The 19,103-nt window shown below is 66.5% G+C and carries 20 protein-coding genes and 3 tRNA genes; 4 read left to right on the forward strand and 19 right to left on the reverse strand.

Going from position 1 to position 19,103, the window contains the following annotated elements:
* Positions 1–45: 45 nt before the first annotated feature.
* The 13 genes from nuoI to P7A99_RS12615 are packed head-to-tail and all read right to left on the reverse strand — an operon-like array spanning position 46 to position 9,553.
* On the reverse strand, positions 46–537 hold the full coding sequence (nuoI, locus tag P7A99_RS12555; RefSeq protein WP_058346359.1) for an NADH-quinone oxidoreductase subunit NuoI: 492 nt from the start codon (positions 535–537) through the stop codon (positions 46–48).
* Complete coding sequence (locus P7A99_RS12560; protein ID WP_277794185.1) at positions 534–776, reverse strand: hypothetical protein; 243 nt, start codon at positions 774–776, stop codon at positions 534–536. Before P7A99_RS12560 ends, nuoI begins: the two co-directional genes overlap by 4 nt.
* Positions 773–1,837: an NADH-quinone oxidoreductase subunit NuoH gene (nuoH, locus tag P7A99_RS12565; protein ID WP_101719843.1), complete on the reverse strand. Its 1,065-nt coding sequence runs from the start codon at positions 1,835–1,837 to the stop codon at positions 773–775. The genes P7A99_RS12560 and nuoH overlap by 4 nt, the downstream gene beginning before the upstream one ends.
* A 3-nt stretch (positions 1,838–1,840) precedes the next feature.
* On the reverse strand, positions 1,841–3,901 hold the full coding sequence (gene nuoG, locus P7A99_RS12570) for an NADH-quinone oxidoreductase subunit NuoG (protein ID WP_277794186.1): 2,061 nt from the start codon (positions 3,899–3,901) through the stop codon (positions 1,841–1,843).
* Between the two features lie 5 nt (positions 3,902–3,906).
* Positions 3,907–5,226 (reverse strand): NADH-quinone oxidoreductase subunit NuoF, encoded by a 1,320-nt coding sequence (gene nuoF / locus P7A99_RS12575; RefSeq protein ID WP_058346355.1) that lies wholly within the window; start codon positions 5,224–5,226, stop codon positions 3,907–3,909.
* A 4-nt stretch (positions 5,227–5,230) separates the two neighbouring features.
* The gene (locus P7A99_RS12580; RefSeq protein ID WP_101719846.1) at positions 5,231–5,491 is read right to left on the reverse strand and encodes a hypothetical protein; all 261 of its coding nucleotides are present in this window, start codon (positions 5,489–5,491) and stop codon (positions 5,231–5,233) included.
* Positions 5,488–5,724: a hypothetical protein gene (locus P7A99_RS12585; protein ID WP_277794187.1), complete on the reverse strand. Its 237-nt coding sequence runs from the start codon at positions 5,722–5,724 to the stop codon at positions 5,488–5,490. The genes P7A99_RS12580 and P7A99_RS12585 overlap by 4 nt, the downstream gene beginning before the upstream one ends.
* Positions 5,724–6,407, reverse strand: a complete 684-nt coding sequence (nuoE, locus tag P7A99_RS12590; RefSeq protein WP_277794188.1) for an NADH-quinone oxidoreductase subunit NuoE — start codon at positions 6,405–6,407, stop codon at positions 5,724–5,726. Before nuoE ends, P7A99_RS12585 begins: the two co-directional genes overlap by 1 nt.
* Complete coding sequence (locus tag P7A99_RS12595) at positions 6,404–6,736, reverse strand: nuclear transport factor 2 family protein (RefSeq protein WP_277794189.1); 333 nt, start codon at positions 6,734–6,736, stop codon at positions 6,404–6,406. The genes nuoE and P7A99_RS12595 overlap by 4 nt, the downstream gene beginning before the upstream one ends.
* Positions 6,733–7,983 carry an NADH-quinone oxidoreductase subunit D gene (locus P7A99_RS12600; RefSeq protein ID WP_101719850.1) on the reverse strand — a complete coding sequence of 417 codons (1,251 nt, stop codon included), beginning with the start codon at positions 7,981–7,983 and terminating at the stop codon, positions 6,733–6,735. The genes P7A99_RS12595 and P7A99_RS12600 overlap by 4 nt, the downstream gene beginning before the upstream one ends.
* Positions 7,984–7,986: 3 nt before the next feature.
* Complete coding sequence (locus tag P7A99_RS12605) at positions 7,987–8,589, reverse strand: NADH-quinone oxidoreductase subunit C (protein WP_277794190.1); 603 nt, start codon at positions 8,587–8,589, stop codon at positions 7,987–7,989.
* Positions 8,586–9,206, reverse strand: a complete 621-nt coding sequence (locus P7A99_RS12610) for a NuoB/complex I 20 kDa subunit family protein (RefSeq protein ID WP_277794191.1) — start codon at positions 9,204–9,206, stop codon at positions 8,586–8,588. Before P7A99_RS12610 ends, P7A99_RS12605 begins: the two co-directional genes overlap by 4 nt.
* Entirely contained in the window at positions 9,176–9,553 is a 378-nt protein-coding gene (locus tag P7A99_RS12615) for an NADH-quinone oxidoreductase subunit A (RefSeq protein WP_165255182.1), read from the reverse strand. Before P7A99_RS12615 ends, P7A99_RS12610 begins: the two co-directional genes overlap by 31 nt.
* Positions 9,554–9,753: 200 nt before the next feature.
* Here P7A99_RS12615 and P7A99_RS12620 point away from each other — a divergent pair.
* From P7A99_RS12620 to P7A99_RS12630, 3 genes are all read left to right on the forward strand, one after another.
* Positions 9,754–9,830 (forward strand) — tRNA-Asp (locus tag P7A99_RS12620).
* 69 nt (positions 9,831–9,899) lie between these two features.
* Positions 9,900–9,976, forward strand: a tRNA-Asp gene (locus P7A99_RS12625).
* Positions 9,977–10,114: 138 nt separating this feature from the next.
* Positions 10,115–11,128 (forward strand): LLM class flavin-dependent oxidoreductase, encoded by a 1,014-nt coding sequence (locus tag P7A99_RS12630; RefSeq protein ID WP_277794192.1) that lies wholly within the window; start codon positions 10,115–10,117, stop codon positions 11,126–11,128.
* A gap of 16 nt (positions 11,129–11,144) precedes the next feature.
* Here the strand turns inward: P7A99_RS12630 and P7A99_RS12635 are convergent, their stop codons facing one another.
* Positions 11,145–12,308: a glycosyltransferase family 4 protein gene (locus P7A99_RS12635; protein ID WP_431307670.1), complete on the reverse strand. Its 1,164-nt coding sequence runs from the start codon at positions 12,306–12,308 to the stop codon at positions 11,145–11,147.
* A 271-nt stretch (positions 12,309–12,579) separates the two neighbouring features.
* Here P7A99_RS12635 and P7A99_RS12640 point away from each other — a divergent pair, with 271 nt between their 5' ends.
* Positions 12,580–13,830, forward strand: a complete 1,251-nt coding sequence (locus P7A99_RS12640; protein WP_277794193.1) for a glycosyltransferase — start codon at positions 12,580–12,582, stop codon at positions 13,828–13,830.
* A 340-nt stretch (positions 13,831–14,170) separates the two neighbouring features.
* On the opposite strand, the gene P7A99_RS12645 is transcribed toward P7A99_RS12640, so the two are convergent.
* From P7A99_RS12645 to P7A99_RS12665, 5 genes are all read right to left on the reverse strand, one after another.
* A complete protein-coding gene (locus P7A99_RS12645; protein ID WP_277794194.1) occupies positions 14,171–14,539 on the reverse strand; it encodes a GFA family protein in 369 nt (122 codons plus the stop codon).
* Positions 14,540–14,624: 85 nt separating this feature from the next.
* A tRNA-Val gene (locus P7A99_RS12650) sits at positions 14,625–14,699 on the reverse strand.
* A gap of 107 nt (positions 14,700–14,806) precedes the next feature.
* Positions 14,807–15,085 carry an HU family DNA-binding protein gene (locus P7A99_RS12655; protein ID WP_058346343.1) on the reverse strand — a complete coding sequence of 93 codons (279 nt, stop codon included), beginning with the start codon at positions 15,083–15,085 and terminating at the stop codon, positions 14,807–14,809.
* A 146-nt stretch (positions 15,086–15,231) separates the two neighbouring features.
* Complete coding sequence (gene lon / locus P7A99_RS12660) at positions 15,232–17,631, reverse strand: endopeptidase La (protein ID WP_277794195.1); 2,400 nt, start codon at positions 17,629–17,631, stop codon at positions 15,232–15,234.
* A gap of 306 nt (positions 17,632–17,937) precedes the next feature.
* A complete protein-coding gene (locus tag P7A99_RS12665; protein WP_277794196.1) occupies positions 17,938–19,077 on the reverse strand; it encodes a DUF3089 domain-containing protein in 1,140 nt (379 codons plus the stop codon).
* Positions 19,078–19,103 lie beyond the last annotated feature (26 nt).

The raw sequence follows: 19,103 nt of genomic DNA on the forward strand, positions 1-19,103 counted from the left end.
CGACGTGCGAAGCACACGCCGCCAACTCGGATTCGCGCCGACCGTTTAGCGGTACGGAGCGTCCAACTCCAGATTCTTCGCGATCAGCCGTTCCCAACGGTCACCGTTGTCGAGCAGCTTTTCCTTGTCGTAGTAGAGCTCTTCACGCGTCTCGACCGCGAACTCGATGTTCGGGCCTTCGACGATGGCGTCCACCGGGCAGGCCTCCTGGCACAGGCCGCAGTAGATGCACTTGACCATGTCGATGTCGTACCGGGTCGTACGGCGGCTGCCGTCCTCGCGCGGTTCGGCTTCGATGGTGATCGCCTGGGCCGGGCAGATGGCCTCGCACAGCTTGCAGGCGATGCAGCGCTCTTCCCCGTTGGGATAGCGACGCAGGGCGTGCTCACCGCGGAAACGGGGCGACTGCGGGCCGCGCTCGTTCGGATAGATCACGGTCTTCTTCGGCGCGACCAGATACTTCATGGCCAGGCCGAAGGCGCCCGCGAAGTCCAGCAGGGCGACGCCTTTGACGGCTTGGGTGATACGACTCATCATGGCCGCTTAACCTTCGGAATGACGCAGGTGTAGTTCGAAAGCTGGGCGGGATCTCCCCCGTCCATCTTGGCTTGCAACGATCCGCCTTCGGCCTGGCACTTGTCGCCGGCCCGACGCAGCTCGTCGTAGTTCACGATCCCTCGCCCCAGCGAATAGGAACCGGCCTGCTCGGCGGACGCGCAGGCGCCCGTCGAGATCAGGACCAGCCCCGTCAGGGCCAAGGCGAACGGACGCCTCATCCCGCCACCGGCGAGAAGACGCGCCAGGCCGCGACCAGGACGACCAGCACCAGCGACATCGGCAGGAAGACCTTCCAGCCCAGGCGCATCAGTTGGTCGTAGCGGTAGCGGGGCACGATGGCCTTGGCCATGGCGAACATGAAGAACCAGAAGCAGATCTTGGCGTAGAACACCAAGGCCAGCAGCAGGTTGGCCGCGAAAGTCGGCCAGGTGGCCATGAAGTCCGTCGGGAAGCCGGGGTTCCAGCCGCCGAAGAACAGCACGTTGATCATGGCGCACATCAGAACGATGTTCGAATACTCGGCGACCATGAACAGCAGGTACGGGGTCGAGGAATACTCGACCTGGTAACCGGCCACGAGTTCGGATTCAGCTTCCGGCAGGTCGAACGGCGGGCGGTTCGTCTCGGCCAGGGCCGAGATGTAGAACATGCCCATGGCGATCACCATGACCGGCAGCAGGACGATGTTCTTCAGGCCGCCGCCGAAGACGTTCCAGTTCCAGATCCAGCCCGACTGGGCCTCGACGATCGTCGACAGGTTCATCGAGCCGGCCAGCAGGATCACCGTGATGATGATCAGGCCGATCGAGACTTCGTACGACACCATCTGCGCCGCCGAACGAAGGGCGCCCAGGAACGGGTACTTCGAGTTCGAAGCCCAGCCGCCCATGATGATGCCGTAGACGCCCAGCGAGCTCATCGCCAGCAGGTAGAGGATGCCGACGTTCAGGTTGGAGACGACCCAGCCCGGCGCGAACGGCACCACGGCCCAGCCGATGAAGCCCAGAACCAGGCTGATCAGCGGGGCCAGCAGGAAGATGGCCTTGTCGGCGCCGGCCGGAATGACGATTTCCTTCAGCACGAACTTGCCGAAGTCGGCGAAGGACTGCAGCAGGCCGAAGGGACCAACGACGTTGGGGCCCTTGCGCATCTGGACGCCGGCCCAGATCTTGCGGTCGGCCAGCAGCAGGAAGGCCAGGCTCAGCAGAACCCAGATCACGACCAGCAGGATGCCGCCGAGCGTGAGGCCGAACCAGAGAAGCGGATTGATCTCGTTCACGGCTTACTCCGCGGCGATCTTGGAGGCGGCCGAGACGTTGGCCGCGCACTCGGCCATGGTCACGCTGGCGCGCGCGATGGGATTGGTCAGGTGGAAGGCCTTCACCGGACTCTCGAACGGAGCGTCGGTCGCCTCCCCTTCCCCGCCGACGGCGGCGAGGTCGAACACGGTGGGGACCGAGCCCGGGGCGAAGTCGATCTGGCCGAAGGTCGGGTGATCGGCGAACAGCTTGGCGCGCAGCTGGTCCAGGCTGTCGTACGGCAGCTTGTGGCCCAGGGTTTCCGACAGCGCCCGCAGGATCGACCAGTCTTCCTTGGCCTCGCCCTTCGGGAACACGGCGCGCTTGCCCATTTGGACGCGGCCTTCGGTGTTGACGTACAGGCCGTTCTTTTCGGTGTAGGCGGCGCCCGGCAGGATGACGTCGGCCTTGTGGGCGCCGGCGTCGCCGTGGGTGCCAAGGTAGATCTTGAAGGCGTCGCTGGCGGCGCTTTCGCACTCGTCGGCGCCCAGCAGGAACAGCACGTCCAGCGCGCCCGGCTTCAGCATGTCGCCGGCGGCCAGACCGCCCTCGGCCGGGACGAAGCCCAGGTCGAGGCCGGCCACGCGGGCGGCGGCGGTGTGCAGCACGTTCCAGCCGTTCCAACCTTCGCGGACGACCTTGAAGGTCTTGGCGAGGCCGGCGGCGGCCTTGAGGATCGCCGCGCCGTCGGCGCGGGCGATGGCGCCCTGGCCGATGATGATCGCGGGACGCTCGGCGGCCTTGAAGGCGGCGACGAAGTCGTTCTTGGCCTTGGCCAGGCCCGACAGGGTCTTGGCCCCGGCGCCGAGGTAGTCGTAGTCGAACGTCAGGTCGGCTTGCTCGCCGATGACGCCGAAGCGGGTCTTGCCGGCGATCCACTGCTTGCGGAAGCGGGCGTTCAGAACCGGAGCCTCGAGGCGCGGGTTCGTGCCGACGAACAGGACGACGTCGGCGTCTTCGATGCCGGCGATGGTCGAGTTGAACAGCCAGCTTTCGCGCGGGCCGGCGCCCAGGGCGACGCCGTCCTGGCGGGCGTCGAGGTTCTTCACGCCCAGGGCGGTGAAGAGGTCCTTGGTCGCCTTCAGGCTTTCGGCGTCCTGCAGGTCGCCGGCGATGACGCCGATGCGCTCAGGGGCGGTCGCCTTGATCTTGGCCGAGACGGCGGCGAAGGCTTCAGCCCACGTGGCCGGCTTCAGCTTGCCGTCGACGCGAACGTACGGACGGTCAAGACGCTGGCGTTGCAGGCCATCGACGGCGTAGCGGGTCTTGTCGGAGATCCACTCTTCGTTGACGTCTTCGTTGATGCGCGGCAGCACGCGCAGAACGGCGTTGGCGCGGCCGTCGACGCGGATCGACGAGCCGAGCGCGTCCATCACGTCGATGCTTTCGGTCTTCTTCAGTTCCCACGGACGGGCTTCGAAGGCGTACGGCTTGGAGGTCAGGGCGCCGACCGGGCACAGGTCGATCACGTTGGCCGACAGTTCCGAGGTCACCGCGGCGCCCAGATAGGTCGTGATTTCAACGTCTTCGCCACGCGAGATCAGGCCGATTTCCGGCGAGCCGGCGACTTCGGTGATGAAGCGGACGCAGCGGGTGCACTGGATGCAGCGCGTCATCACGGTCTTGATGAGCGGGCCCATGGCCTTCTCTTCGACCGCGCGCTTGTTCTCGTCGTAGCGGCTGTCGTCGCGGCCGTAGCCGACGGCCTGGTCCTGCAGGTCGCACTCGCCGCCCTGGTCGCAGATCGGGCAGTCCAGCGGGTGGTTGATGAGCAGGAACTCCATCACACCTTCGCGGGCCTTCTTGACCATCGGGGTGTTGGTGAAGATCTCCTGGCCCTCGGCGGCCGGCAGGGCGCACGAAGCCTGCGGCTTCGGCGGACCGGGCTTAACCTCGACCAGGCACATGCGGCAGTTGCCGGCGATGCTCAGACGCTCGTGATAGCAGAAGCGCGGGATCTCTTCCCCAGCCAGTTCCGCGACCTGCAGAACCGTCATGCCGGGTTCGAACTCGACCTCGACGCCGTTGACCTTGGCGATTGCCATTCTCGTTACTCCGCCGCGATCAGCTTGGCGCCCTGCACGTGCAGGCGACCGCTACGATAGGAAGCGATCCGCTCTTCAACCTCGTGGCGGAAGTGGCGGAACAGACCCTGGATCGGCCAGGCGGCCGCGTCGCCCAGGGCGCAGATGGTGTGACCCTCGACTTGGGTCGTGACGTCCAGAAGGGTGTCGATTTCCTTCGGATCGGCTTCGCCGGTGGCCATGCGTTCCATGACGCGCCACATCCAGCCGGTGCCTTCGCGGCACGGCGTGCACTGGCCGCAGCTCTCGTGCTTGTAGAAGTACGACAGGCGGGCGATGGCGCGGACCAGGTCGGTGGACTTGTCCATGACGATGACGGCGGCGGTGCCCAGGCCCGACTTCAGGTTACGCAGGGCGTCGAAGTCCATCGGCAGGTCTTCACACTGCTCGGCCGGGATCATCGGCACCGACGAACCGCCCGGGATGACGGCCTTGAGGTTGCCCCAGCCGCCGCGGATGCCGCCGCAGTGGTCTTCCATCAGCTGACGGAAGGGGATGCTCATGGCTTCTTCGACGTTGCAGGGCAGGTTCACGTGGCCCGAGACGCAGAACAGCTTGGTGCCGGCGTTGTTCTGGCGGCCGAAGCCGGCGAACCACGAGGCGCCGCGGCGCAGGATCGTACCGGCGACGGCGATGCTCTCGACGTTGTTGACCGTGGTCGGCATGCCGTAGAGGCCGGCGCCGGCCGGGAACGGCGGCTTCAGGCGCGGCTGGCCCTTCTTGCCTTCCAGGCTTTCCAGCAGGGCGGTCTCTTCACCGCAGATATAAGCGCCGGCGCCGTGGTGGACGTAGATGTCGAAGTCCCAGCCGTGGATGTTGTCCTTGCCGACCAGCTTGGCCTCGTAGGCCTGCTTGATCGCGGCTTCCAGGCGCTCGCGCTCGAAGACGTACTCGCCGCGGATGTAGATGTAGCAGGCGTGGGCCAGCATGGCGCGCGAGGCGATCAGGCAGCCCTCGATCAGGAGGTGCGGGTCATGCCGCATGATCTCCCGGTCCTTGCAGGTGCCCGGCTCGGACTCGTCGGCGTTGACGACGAGATAGTGCGGACGACCTTCCTTCACTTCCTTGGGCATGAAGGACCACTTCAGACCGGTCGAGAAACCAGCGCCCCCACGGCCTCGCAGACCGGAGTTCTTCATGTTCTCGATGATCCAGTCGCGCCCGGCGTCCAGAATATCCTTGGTGCCGTTCCAGCAACCGCGCGCCTTCGCACCTTCCAGACCCCAGTCCTGGAGCCCGTAAAGGTTGGTGAAGATGCGATCCTTGTCTTCGAGGATACCGACCATGACTCTAGCTTTGCGGATCGAATGGATGGGTGCGGACATAGCGCGTCCGCCGGACGATGACATAGGCGAAAAGCAGCCAACCGGCGCCGATCACCAAAAGACCTGTGGGCGTAGCCCAGGCTGGCGCGCCGGGGACCTCCCGGCCCCAGATCAGCAGCAGCACCCCGGCCAGGCTGGCCAGGAACCCGAAGGCCCGTTCCTTGCGGTACAGGCTCCGGATCGTGGCCACATAGGCCCGCCGCTTGTCGGCGAGGTCGTCGCTCATGGCGCCCTCCCCGCTTGCGGGTCCTGCGGCTTGGTGGCCTTGAGCCACCCGGCCACGAACCAGATCTGAGCGCCGAGCCCCGCCACGATGGCCAGGACGAAGGCCGGCAGCAGCCAGCCCACGCCGAAGGCCACGTGGCCGACGATCGCCGCGCCGGCCAGCAGGAAGCACACGACGTCGATGGCGATCATCGTCGTGAAGCGCTTCTTCTGTTGGACGGCCACGTCGGTCATCAGGCGGCGGGCTCCGCCTTGGTCTTCTTGGGCTTCTCGGGCAGGTTCGGGATCTTGATCTTCTTGGCCGCCGAGCCGTCGTACAGCTTCGGATCGGTCAGGGTCTGGATCTTGTCCTTCGGCTCCGAGGACTTGCGGCCCTCATAGCTGCCCGGCTGCGGGGCCTTGCCCGCGGCGAAGTCGTCGAGGATCTGGGCCAGGCTCTCCGGCGTCAGGTCTTCGTAGTAGTAGTCGTTGATGGCGGCCATCGGGGCGTTGCAGCAGGCGCCGAGGCACTCGACCTCTTCCCAGCTGAACTTGCCGTCGGCCGACACGCTGTGGGCCGGGCCGATCTTCTTTTCCAGCACCGAGCGCAGGTCAAGCGCGCCGCGCAGCTGGCAGGGCGTGGTGCCGCACAGCTGGACGAAGGCGGTCTTACCCACCGGGGCCAGCTGGAACATCACGTAGAAGGTGGCCACTTCGAGAACGCGGATGACCGGCATCTCGAGCTGACGCGCGATCTCCTGGATCGCGGGCTCCTGCACCCAGCCCTCTTGCTTCTGGGCCAGCCACAGCATCGGAATGACCGCCGACTGCTTGCGGGCGGCGGGGTACTTGGCTTTCCACCAGTCGGCCTTGGCCTGGCTTTCCTTCGAGAAAGCGAAGCTCTCGGGCTGTTCCTTGGCGAGACGACGGACGCTCATCGGGCGAAATCCACGCGGACGATCTTGTCGCCCTTGAAGGTGTAGATGGCGGCGACCTGGAAGGGTTCGTCGCCGTTACCGCGGTCGACGTGCTCGTGATCGATCACGTTCGAGCCGACCACGATGCGGTTCAGCAGCTTGGCGTTGTTCTTGGGGAACTCGGCGAAGGTCTTGGCGTAGAAGGCGCGGTAGGCCTCGATGCCCGTGCGCGCCACCTCGCCGTTCAGGCCGGCCACGACCACGTCGTCCGAGAAATGGGCGCAGTGAGCGTCCAGATCCTGGGCGTTGTAGGCGTCGAGCTGGGCCTGGGCGATGCTCTCGAGGCTCATCGGTCGACCTCGCCGAACACGATGTCGAGCGAGCCCAGGATGGCCGAAACGTCGGCCAGCTGGTGGCCGCGGTTCATCCAGTCCATGGCGGCCAGGTGCGAGAAGCCCGGAGCCTTGATCTTGCAGCGGTACGGCTTGTTGGTGCCGTTGCTGACGACGTACACGCCGAACTCGCCCTTGGGGGCTTCGACGGCAGCGTAGACCTCGCCTTCCGGCGTCTTGAAGCCCTCGGTGTAGAGCTTGAAGTGGTGGATCAGGGCTTCCATCGAGCGCTTCATCTCGGCGCGACGAGGCGGGCTGACCTTGTTGTCCTCGCTCAGCACCGGGCCCGGCGTGGCGCGCAGCATGGCCACGGCCTGCAGGATGATCTTGGTGCTCTCGCGCATTTCCTGCATGCGGCAGAGATAACGGTCGTAGCAGTCGCCGTTCTTGCCCAGCGGGATGTCGAACTCGAACTCGTTGTAGTTCTCGTACGGCTGGTTGCGGCGCAGGTCCCAGGCGATGCCCGAACCGCGCACCATCACGCCCGAGAAGCCCCAGGCCCAGGCGTCTTCCTTGCTGACGACGCCGATGTCGACGTTACGCTGCTTGAAGATGCGGTTGTCGGTGATCAGGCCCTCGATGTCGTCGCACACCTTCGGGAAGGCTTTCGCCCAGCTCTCGATGTCGTCGATCAGTTCGGGGGTCAGGTCCTGGTGGACGCCGCCCGGACGGAAGTAGTTGGCGTGCAGACGAGCGCCGCAGGCGCGCTCGTAGAAGATCATCAGCTTTTCGCGCTCTTCGAAGCCCCAGAGCGGCGGCGTCAAGGCGCCGACGTCCATGGCCTGGGTCGTCACGTTCAGCAGGTGGTTCAGGATGCGGCCGATCTCGCAGAACAGCACGCGCACGATCTGGCCGCGCTTGGGCACTTCCACGCCCAGCAGCTTTTCGATCGCCATGCAGAACGCGTGTTCCTGGTTCATCGGCGCCACGTAGTCGAGGCGGTCGAAGTACGGGATGTTCTGCAGGTAGGTGCGCGCTTCCATCAGCTTCTCGGTGCCGCGGTGCAGCAGGCCGATGTGCGGATCGACGCGTTCGACGATTTCACCGTCGAGCTCCAGCACCAGACGCAGCACGCCGTGCGCGGCCGGGTGCTGAGGGCCGAAGTTGATGTTGAACTTGCGGACCGGGGTTTCCGGGATCGCCGGAACGGTCGGTTCGTCGCGGAAGAAGTCGGTCGCCGCGGCGGGAGCGTTCGTGCCAGTCATGACTTAAGCCTTCTCCGCCTTCTCGTCGCCCGGCAGGGCGTACTTGGCGCCCTCCCACGGAGAGAGGAAGTCGAATGCGCGGTACTCGGTGATCTTCACGGGTTCGTAGACGACGCGCTTGAGCTCGTCGTCGTAGCGGACCTCGACATAACCCGTCATCGGGAAGTCTTTCCGCAGCGGGTGGCCGTGGAAACCGTAGTCCGTGAGGATGCGGCGCAGGTCGGGGTGGCCTTCGAAGAACACGCCGTACATGTCGAACGCTTCGCGCTCGAACCAGTCGGCGACCGGGAACACCGGCGTGGCGCTCGGAACCGGGGTGTCTTCGTCGGTCTGCACCTTCACGCGGATGCGGACGTTCTTCACCATCGACAGCAGGTGGTAGACCACGTCGAAGCGCGCGGCGCGCTCGGGGTAGTCGACCGCCGTCAGGTCCACCAGCTGGTGGAAGCGGTAGTCGGGGTGATCACGCAGGTAGGTCAGCAGCTCGACCACGCGATTGGCCGAACCCAGGACGTTCAGCTCGCCGAACGCCACGTGATACGACGAGATCGCGCCGGCCGAGTTGGCGACGATCGCCTGGCCGAGGGCTTCGAGGTCTTGGCTCATCGCTCGATGGTCCCCGTGCGACGGATCTTCTTCTGGAGCTGCAGCACGCCGTAGACGAGCGCTTCGGCCGTGGGCGGGCAGCCCGGCACGTAGATGTCGATCGGCACGACGCGGTCGCAGCCGCGCACGACGCTGTAGCTGTAATAGTAGTAGCCGCCGCCGTTGGCGCAGCTGCCCATCGAGATGACGTAGCGGGGCTCGGGCATCTGGTCGTAGACCTTGCGCAGAGCCGGGGCCATCTTGTTGGTCAGGGTGCCGGCGACGATCATCACGTCCGACTGACGCGGGCTGGCGCGCGGGGCGAAGCCGTAGCGCTCCAGGTCGTAGCGCGGCATGGCCGAGTGCATCATCTCGACGGCGCAGCAGGCCAGGCCGAACGTCATCCACATCAGCGAGCCCGTGCGGGCCCAGGTGATGAGGTCGTCGGCTGCGGCCGTGATGAAGCCCTTGTCGGCCAGCTGCTGGGAGACGCCGTCAAAGAAGGCGTCGTGCAGCTTGGGGTCATAGCCCTGCACGGTCGAGCGACCGGCGGAGCCCGCCGGGATCAGCGACGAGCCATTGGGCGGCGAGCCGTTGGCGGGAACGATCACTCCCATTCGAGGGCGCCCTTCTTCCATTCGTAGATAAAGCCGACAGTGAGAACGCCCAGGAAGGCCAGCATGGACCAGAAGGCGTAGGCGGCGACGTCGGCAGGCAACTTCATAAGAGTGACGGCCCACGGGAACAGGAACGCCACTTCGAGGTCGAAGATGATGAAGAGGATCGACACCAGGTAGAACCGGACGTCGAACTTCATGCGCGCATCGTCGAAGGCGTTGAAGCCGCATTCGTATGCGGACAGCTTTTCCGGGTCCGGCGCCTTGGGCGCGAGCACGGCGGCGGCCAACATGAAGACGATGCCGATAACGGCCGCGATCCCGATGAAGATCACGATCGGCAGATACTGGAGAAGGAAGGCGGTCATGACAGCCCTTGGCTTGAATCGGCCGCGTTGTAGCCCAGCATTTCCCACGCTTCAAACGCCTGGGGCACATTGAGAAACGATCGCAACTGCAAGCCATCCACAGGTTCTGCGACATCGCCGTTGACACGAGTCTCAGCCCGACATATCAGACGCCCCTCGCCGCACGGCGGGTCGCACTTCCGCCTCGGCGGACAGCAAATGCGGATGTAGCTCAGTTGGTTAGAGCGCCGGCCTGTCACGCCGGAGGTCGCGGGTTCGAGCCCCGTCATTCGCGCCACCTTCTTCTGGAAGGCAGCGATCCGAGGTAAAAGCGAGCGCTTCGTAGGGTTTTGCGGCCTTACGCGACGCGGATGTAGCTCAGTTGGTTAGAGCGCCGGCCTGTCACGCCGGAGGTCGCGGGTTCGAGCCCCGTCATTCGCGCCACTTTCCCCTCCCCCACTTTTTAAGATTGCTCGTTTAAGCGCCTGGCGCTGCCGTTTGCGCGCGCGCCCGCTGGAACGACTGCGACAAATTGTGTCGGCAGACGGTTGTTACCGACCGGTCGCATCCCATGTAGCGGACATGACCCAGTCCGCCGATATCCCTTTTTCCGTCCTCGACCTGTCGCCGGTTCCTCAAGGAACAACGGTCAGTAAAGCGCTCGCCAATACTTTGGACCTGGCGCGACATGCCGAGTCGCTAGGTTTCCACAGATATTGGCTGGCCGAGCACCACAACATGCCCGGTATCGCCAGCGCCGCCACAACCGTGGTTATTGGTCACGTCGCCGCCGGGACCTCGAAAATTCGAGTCGGATCGGGCGGCATCATGCTTCCCAACCACGCGCCGCTGATGATCGCCGAGGCTTTCGGCACGCTCGCCGCGCTGCATCCGGGTAGAATCGACCTTGGGCTGGGCCGCGCGCCGGGCACCGACCAGGCCACGATCCGCGCTCTTCGCCGCTATGCAGGCTCGGTCGACCGCTTCGCCGAGGACGTCGTCGAGCTGCAGCACTGGTTCAAGCCGGCCACGGAAGACCAGGCGGTGCGCGCGATTCCCGGCGAAGGCCAGGACGTGCCGCTTTGGCTGCTGGGCTCCAGCACCTATGGCGCGCAGCTGGCCGCGGCGCTCGGCCTGCCCTACGCCTTCGCCGCCCACTTCGCGCCGGAACAGCTGATGCAGGCCGTCGAGGTCTATCGCCGCGGCTTCCGTCCATCGGCCCAGCTCGACAAGCCCTACTTCATGATCTGCATCGGGGTCTGCGCGGCCGACACCGACGAGGAGGCCCAGCGCCTGCACACCTCGACCCAGCAGCAGTTCCTGGCCCTGCGCCGGGGCAATCCCGGCCTGCTGCCGCCGCCGGTCGACGACATCACCGCCATCGCCTCGCCCGCCGAGCTGGCCGGCGTCAACAACACCTTCCGCTATTCGGCGATCGGCTCGCCCACGACCGTGGCGGCCAAGCTGCGAGCGGTGATCGAGGCCACCGGCGCCGACGAAGTGATGGCCGCCTCGCAGATCCACGACCACGCCGCGCGCCTGCGCAGCTACGAGATCCTGGCGACCTTGCGCGACGAGCTGCGCAAGGCCGCCTGAGTCCCTTTCTTTCTATCTAGTGCGAGGCGGCCGCCACGGCCGCCTCGCCGAGAAAGGCCCGCGAGCCGCTGAGGCGGCCGTAGATCTCGGTCAGCCGCTCGAACACCGGCGTCCAGCCGTGGCGGGTTTCGGCCCTCAGCCGCGCAGCATGGCCCAGGGCCGCCATGTCGCGGGCGAACAGCGCCTCGATCGCCTCGGCGAACACCCCGCCTTCAGACGCCTGGGCCAGGATCCCGACCTCCTCATCGACGCTTTCGGCCACGCCGCCGGCCGCCACGCCCACCACGGGCAGGCCGCAGGCCATGGCTTCCAGCACGATCAGGCCGAACGGCTCGTTGTCGTTGGCGTGCACGAAGGCGTCGCAGCCGGCCAGGATCGCGGCCAGGGCTTCGGGATCACGCTGATAGTCCATCGAGATCACCCGATCGCTGGCCCGCGCGCCCGCGCCGGCCCCGATCAGCAGCAGCACATAGGGCTCGCCCAGCCGCTCGACCGCATCGACCAGCACGTCCAGCTTCTTTTCCCGCGCCGGACGGCCGGCGAAGACGAGGATCCGGTGGCGTTCGGTCAGGCCCAGGCGCTGGCGCAGCGCCGCCCGGTCGCCGCGCGCGGGGTGGAAGGTGTCGACGTCGACGCCCAACGGCAGGCCGATGGCGTCGCGAACCCCCGCCTCGATCAGGCGCCCGGCGATGAAGTGGCTGGGCGCTACGGCCTGGTCGAACTGGCGATAGATCGCCGCCCAGCGCTTCTGGACGGGCTTTTCGGCCCATTCGCCGATGTGCAGCGCCGCCAGCGCGCCCAGATCGGTATGGCAGAAGCCGACGACCGGCACGCCCAGGGCGTCGCCAGCCTTCAGCGCGGCCAGGCCCGGCGTGTAGGGATCGCCGGCCTCGATGACGTCGGGCCGCTGACGGATCAGGCGTTCCATCCAGCTGGTCTTGCCGATCGGCCAGCGATAGCCGTCGCCGAACGGCAGCGGCGCGGCGTAGATCGACACCCGGCCATGGCCGTCATGGGCGTCGCGCGGCCCCGGAACGACCAGCGTGTGACGCACGCCGGGCCGATTCTCGGCCAGCCAGGCGCGCTTGGCGTTCAGATAACGCCGCACGCCGCCGCTGCGCGGCGCATAGAGCATCGTCGTATCGATGAGACGGGCGGGCCGGCCTATCGGAGATCGAATCTGGTCCTGCGGCGCGCCGGCCTCGGGGCTCGGCGGGGGAGTCAGCAGAAGATCGATCACGCCGTACCTCGCTACTGCAGAGAGCCGTATTGCGCGGCCGCCAAGCGATAAGGTGCTCGAGCGGCGGGAGGTTCCTCCGAAGCTGGACCGTTGTCCAGCCGCCTCGACGCCACCCTACGTCGCGTCGCGCATCGGCGCAAAAACCATATTTCGCTTCGCCTGGATTGAATGCGCGCCCCGTCGTAGGAGGAGCCAAACGGGGGTATCCGACATGGCGCGTTTTCTGTTCACCACCTGGGAAGGCGGCGGCCACGTGCAGCCGCTCCTGATGGTCGCCGCCGACATGATCGCGCGCGGCCACCAGGTGCTGGCGATCAGCGATCCGGCCAACGCCGCAGACGCTAAGGCCCTGGGCGTTCCGTTCCGCGCCTGGACGACCGCGCCGTTCCAGACCGGCAAGACCCGCGACGACGATCGCTTGCGCGACTTCGAGGCCGACAATCCCATGGCCGTGATCGAACGCCTGCTCGAACGGGTGATGACCGGCCCGGCGCAGGCCTACGCCGATGACGTGCTAGAGGCGCTCGACGACTTCCCCGCCGACGTCGTGGTGACCCAGGAACTGCTGCTGGGCGTGATGGTCGCGGCCCAGGCGCGCGAGACGAAGCTCGCCCTGCTGTCGGCCAACATCTGGTCGTTGCCCACCCTCCCCGGCGCCCCGCCGTTCGGGGCCGGCATGGCCCCGGCGGCCGACGACCAGGAGAAGGCCATGCACGCCATGGTCGCCCAGATGGCGCGGGGCCTCTTCCAGTCGGGCCTGCCCGCGCTGAACGCGGCCCGCGCCGAGCACGATCTGGCGCCGCTCGACGATCTATTCGCCCAGTTCGACGCGGCCGACGCCATCCTGCTGGCCACCAGCGCGGCCTTCGACTTCGCGCCCGATCCCCTGCCCGCCCCGTTCGCTCATGTCGGCCCCTATCTCGCCGATCCGGCCTGGGTGGCGCCCTCCGCCTTGCCCGAAGGCGACGCGCCGCTGGTGGTGGTGTCGTTCTCCAGCCTCTACCAGGCGCAGGAAAAGACGCTGCGCAACGTCATCGCCGCCCTGTCCGCCCTGCCCGTCCGCGCTCTCGTCACGACCGGGCCGACGCTGGACCCCGCCGAGTTCGAGAGCCCGCCCCATGTGAAGATCGTCCGCAGCGCGCCGCACGGCGCCGTGCTTGGGAAGGCCGCCGCCTTCGTCACCCACGCCGGCCACGGCTCGACCCTGCGCCCGCTGATGGCCGGGGTCCCGCTGCTGTGCCTGCCGATGGGCCGCGACCAGAACGACAACGCCATGCGCGCCGCCCATCGCGGCGCGGCGATCACCCTGTCGCCGGATGCTTCTCCGGAGAAGATCGGCGAGGCGCTAGGCCGGCTGCTGGCGGATCCGGCCTATGCCGAGGCCGCCAGGACGCTGGGCGCAAAGATCACCGCCGACGCCGAAGGGCGTCATGCGGCTCAGGTGCTCGAGGCGCTGGTTTAGACGAGCCCGACATTCACCCGACAGGCGTTCCCCAAATCCGTTCCTCCCCGCGAAGGCGGGGACCCAAGCAGCTTCTGCGGGTCGTCCACGGCCCTGACTGTCCTCGAAAGACAGCTTGGGCCCCCGCCTTCGCGGGGGAACTCGGTAGCAATGGCAAGGTTGGCTGAATGTCGATCTGGCCCTAGAGCGCTACTTTCATTGTCATCCCGGCCGTAGCGAAGCGGAGCGCCGGGATCCCCCACGACGGCGACGCCTCAAACGTGGGAGATCCCGGCTCTGCGGACCGCTAACGCGGCCCTCCGGCCGAGATGACAAATCTTGAATGACCGCCTTCGCCCCCTCACCAATCATCCCGCCCGTTGAGGTGCACGACCGGCAGCGCCGACAGGTCGAAGTTCTCCAGCAGCCGCACATTGATGCTGATACGCGGATTGTCGTAGTCGGCCTCGCCGCTGCTGAAATCGGAAAACTCGCCGTAGGTCCCGCAGCCGCAGATGGCGCAGTGATGGTGCGCGCCCATGTACGCGCCCCACTGGTAGGTCGACACGCGATCACGAGCGGTCAGCAGCTTGAAGCTGGACGGCTGGTAGTAGGCGACGAGATTGCCGCGCTTGGCGCAGAACGAGCAGTTGCAATCGGTCAGTTCGGTCGGCGCGGTCTCGACCTCGAACTGCGTGGCGCCGCAGTGGCAGCTTCCCTTGACGGACATGACGATCTCCCTTGTGGCGTCTAACGCCGGGAGACTGCCCAAGGCCCGCTGACAGCCTGGTGTCAGCATGCGCCGCTGGAGATCCTGGTGGGCGGTGAGGGGATCGAACCCCCGACCCTCTCGGTGTAAACGAGACGCTCTACCGCTGAGCTAACCGCCCCTTCGCAGGGTCGCGCCTTCTAGCCGCAGTCGGGCGGCATGGGAAGCGCGCATAGAAAAGGGCGAGACATCGATCCGACGCCCCGCCCCTTAGAATCCGAAACGGGATCAGCCGTTCAGGGTGGTCTTCAGGCCTTCGCCGACCTGGAAGCGGGCGGTCTTCGAGGCCGGACGCTCGACGGTCTCACCGGTGCGCGGGTTGCGCGCGGTGCCGGCGGCGCGGGTCACGGCCTTGAAGGTGCCGAAGCCCACCAGACGCACGTCCGAGCCCGACTTCAGCGAAGTGGTGACGGTGTCGATGAAAGCTTCCAGGGCGTCCTTCGCCTGGTTCTTGTTGATGCCCGCCTTTTCGGCGATCGCCGTGACGAGTTCGGCTTTCGTGGTCATTTTTGTCTCCCAGCCAATAAGCGGCGGCGCTGCAACAGCTTACGCCGCTTCGCTCGCGTGGAAGTATGCGGGCTTCGCAAGCCCCGTCAAACGAAGGCGGCGCGGAAAGATCCCGCGCCGCCCTACTTATCAACAATAAGTTACTGTCAGTGCGTAAGAACTGCGTCGTCCCCGGCGTCGTCGGCCTTGGCGGGGCCCGAAAGGGGCTCCTCCGATTCGCTCCACTCCACCGGAGTCAGGGGTCCGACCAGGGCGTGCTTGAGCACTTCGTCGACCGTCGAGACCGGAATGATCTCCAGGCCCGACTTCACGCTTTCCGGCACGTCGACGAGATCCTTCTCGTTTTCCTGCGGGATCAGCACGGTCTTCACACCCGAACGCAGGGCCGCCAGCAGCTTTTCCTTCAGGCCGCCGATGGCCGTGACCCGGCCGCGCAGGGTGATCTCGCCGGTCATGGCGATGTCCTTGCGGATCGGGATGCCCGTCAGCACCGAAACCATGGCGAGCGCCATGGCGATGCCGGCCGACGGACCGTCCTTGGGCGTGGCGCCGTCCGGCACGTGCACGTGGACGTCGGTCTTCTCGAACAGCGGCGGCTTGATGCCGAACGAGGTCGCCCGCGAGCGGACGTAGCTGTTGGCCGCCGAGATCGACTCCTTCATCACCTCCTTGAGGTTGCCGGTGACCGTCATGCGGCCCTTGCCCGGCATCTTCACGGCTTCGATGGTCAGGATGTCGCCGCCGAACTCCGTCCAGGCCAGGCCCGTGACGATGCCGACCTGGTCGACTTCGTCGGTCTCGCCGTAACGGTACTTCTTGACGCCGGCGTACTTGGCCAGGCGCGCGTCGTCGATCGTGATGCTGGTCAGCTTCTCGCGGGCCAGGTCACGCACCGTCTTGCGGGCCAGATTGCCCAGTTCCCGCTCCAGCGACCGCACCCCGGCTTCCCGGGTGTAGTAGCGGATCAGGTCGCGGATGGCCGCGTCCGGCACGATGAACTCGCTGTCCTTCAGGCCGTGATCCTTGGCCAGCTTGGGCAGGACGTGGCGCTTGGCGATCTCCAGCTTCTCATCCTCGGTGTAGCCGGGGATGCGGATGATCTCCATGCGGTCCAGCAGCGGCTGGGGCATGTTCAGGCTGTTGGCCGTGGTGACGAACATCACCTGGCTCAGGTCGTAGTCGACCTCCAGGTAGTGGTCGCCGAAGGTCGAGTTCTGCGACGGATCGAGCACTTCGAGCAGGGCCGAGGCGGGGTCGCCGCGGTAGTCGCTACCCATCTTGTCGATCTCGTCCAGCAGGACGAAGGCGTTGGTGGTCTTGGCCTTCTTCATCGACTGGATGACCTTGCCGGGCATCGAGCCGATGTAGGTGCGGCGGTGACCGCGGATCTCGGCCTCGTCGCGCACGCCGCCGAGGCTCATGCGCACGAATTCACGCCCCGTGGCCTTGGCGATCGACTTGCCAAGCGAGGTCTTGCCGACGCCCGGAGGGCCGACGAGGCACAGGATCGGGCCTTTGAGCGAATTGGTCCGGGCCTGAACGGCCAGGTATTCCAGGATCCGTTCCTTGACCTTGTCCAGGCCGTAGTGGTCGGCGTCGAGGATGTCCTCGCTCTCGGCCAGATCGATCTTCTTGCTCTTGGCCTTGCCCCACGGGATCGACAGCAGCCAGTCCAGATAGTTCCGGACCACCGTGCTCTCGGCCGACATCGGGCTCATGTTGCGCAGCTTCTTCAGCTCGCCCTCGGCCTTGGCGCGGGCTTCCTTCGAAAGCTTGGTCTTCTTGATGCGCTTTTCGAGCTCGATCAGCTCGTCGCGCGAGTCGTCGGGATCGCCCAGCTCGCGCTGGATCGCCTTCATCTGCTCGTTCAGATAGTACTCGCGCTGGGTCTTCTCCATCTGGCGCTTCACGCGCGAGCGGATCTTCTTCTCGACCTGCAGCACCGAGATCTCGCCTTCCATGAGGGCGAAGACCTTCTCCAGGCGCTTGGTGACGTCGAAGATTTCCAGCAGGTGCTGCTTGTCGCCGATCTTCACCGACAGGTGGGCGGCGATGCTGTCGGCCAGCTTGCCCGGCTCGGCGATCTGCGGAATCGCGGCCAGGGCCTCGGGCGGCACCTTCTTGTTGAGTTTGACGTAGTTCTCGAACTGCTCGACGACCGCGCGCGACAGCGCCTCGGCCTCGGGGCCGGCGCCCTGGTCCTCGCTGACCTCGCCGACCTGGGCCTCGTAATAGGCTTCTTGCTCGGTGAAGCGCACGACCGCGGCGCGGCCCTTGCCCTCGACCAGCACCTTGACGGTGCCGTCAGGCAACTTCAGCAGCTGAAGCACGGTCGCCAGCACGCCGACATCATAGATGTCGCCGGGGGCCGGATCGTCATCGGCGCTGTTCTTCTGGGTGACGAGCAGGATCTGCTTGTCGCCGCGCATCACTTCCTCAAGGGCGCGCACGGACTTGTCGCGGCCCACGAACAGCGGAACCACCATGTGCGGGAACACAACGATATCCCGCAGGGGCAACACAGGAAGCGTACGGATCTCAGACATATTTTCACTCCCGGCCGGCGCGAGAACCCGCGCCTCGCCATGCGGACTGCCGTCACTTCAGACGATGCGCCTGAGTCGTACAGTCCGTCCGCCCGGGACTGGGCGGATGGTCGTTATTTATGTGGACCTTTTGCGACGCGGTTCAAGCGCGCTCGCCTCCCAGCGGCGACAAGTCGCGCATGAGTGGTGGAGCTGCAGAGAAACAAGCTCGGCGATCGACGCAAAGGGCAGGATCGACGGCTTGGCCGGACGCTTGACGGTAAAAACATGCGCTGCTGCGCCGTGACGGGCGATCTCGCGCTGCGGCTAAGTCGACGGGGTCCGGATCACCGGCGGCCCGCGCTTGCCCAGGGCCGCCACTCGCGCGGCGGCGTCGGCCTCGATATCGGCCCAGAACAGGTTGTAGCCGTCGACCTTGCGGCGGTCGGTCCAAGAGCCGGTATCGCGCAGCGACGCCGACTTGGGGCGGCCGGTGTGCAGCAGGCCGTTCTCGCACTGGGCCCAGACCTGGCGCTTGAGGAAGGCCGGCCGCGCGCCCCACTCCAGGCCCGTGGCGTTGACGGCGCCGAGGTTGAGCCTCGCCTGAGCGCGTTCGTCGGTCTGGGCGCCGAGCAGCGGATTGACGCACAGCGGCTTGCGGCCGTTGAGGTTCTCCAGTTGGTCGCCGCCGATCCAGGTGAGAGAGCGGCCCAGCCACTCCTGGGCCTTCTGGAAATCACCGTCTGTCAGCGAGGCCCAGGCCACGACGCAGCCGGCCTCGTCGCGGCGAGCACAGGCGGGAACGGGCGCGGCCGGACCGTACTCATCGGCGGGCACGGCCGTCTCGATCAGATAGACCCCGGCCAGTCGGTCCCGGAGCGCGGCGTTTGGCGCGATCTCCTCGGCGACCAGACGGGCCAGCAGGCTGGCGCCCTGCTCCACCCCGACCAGCACCAGAGGCCGTCCCTGGTCGTAGCGCTCGCGCCAGGCCCGGAAGGCGTCGCGCACGTCGCCATAGGCGAAGCGGCGGGCCTCGCGGGCGTCGTCGCGCAAGGTCAGGAAGGTATAGAGGCTGGCCTGCCGGTAATGCGGCGCGAAGATCCGCCCCACCCGCGAGAACGGCGCGGCGTAGTTGGGCAGGACTACGCGATTGAGATAGCGCCCCGCCTTCGGCTGGTCGTAGGGCGCGTTCCAGTCGCGGCCGCCGTCGAAGGTGGTCGGGTGCACGAAGAACACGTCAGCGGCGCGGTCCATCCCCGTGGCCCCGCGCGGCAGCAGCGCCCAGGCGGCCGGATCGGCATAGTTAGGCGCCGGCGGCGGGTCATAGGTCTGGAACGGGACCTTGGGGTCCAGCGTCGTGCGCAGGATGTCGTAGCGCCAGTAGAACGTCGCCGTCAGGACGAGCCCCAGCACGAGGACGCATCCTGCGAAGATCCAGCGCTTGAAGCCCTTGAAGCGTCCCGACATGCCTCTCGACTACACCAGGTCGCGGC

It is taken from the genome of Caulobacter endophyticus (assembly GCF_029543245.1).
GTDB classification, from domain to species: Bacteria; Pseudomonadota; Alphaproteobacteria; order Caulobacterales; family Caulobacteraceae; genus Caulobacter; species Caulobacter endophyticus_A.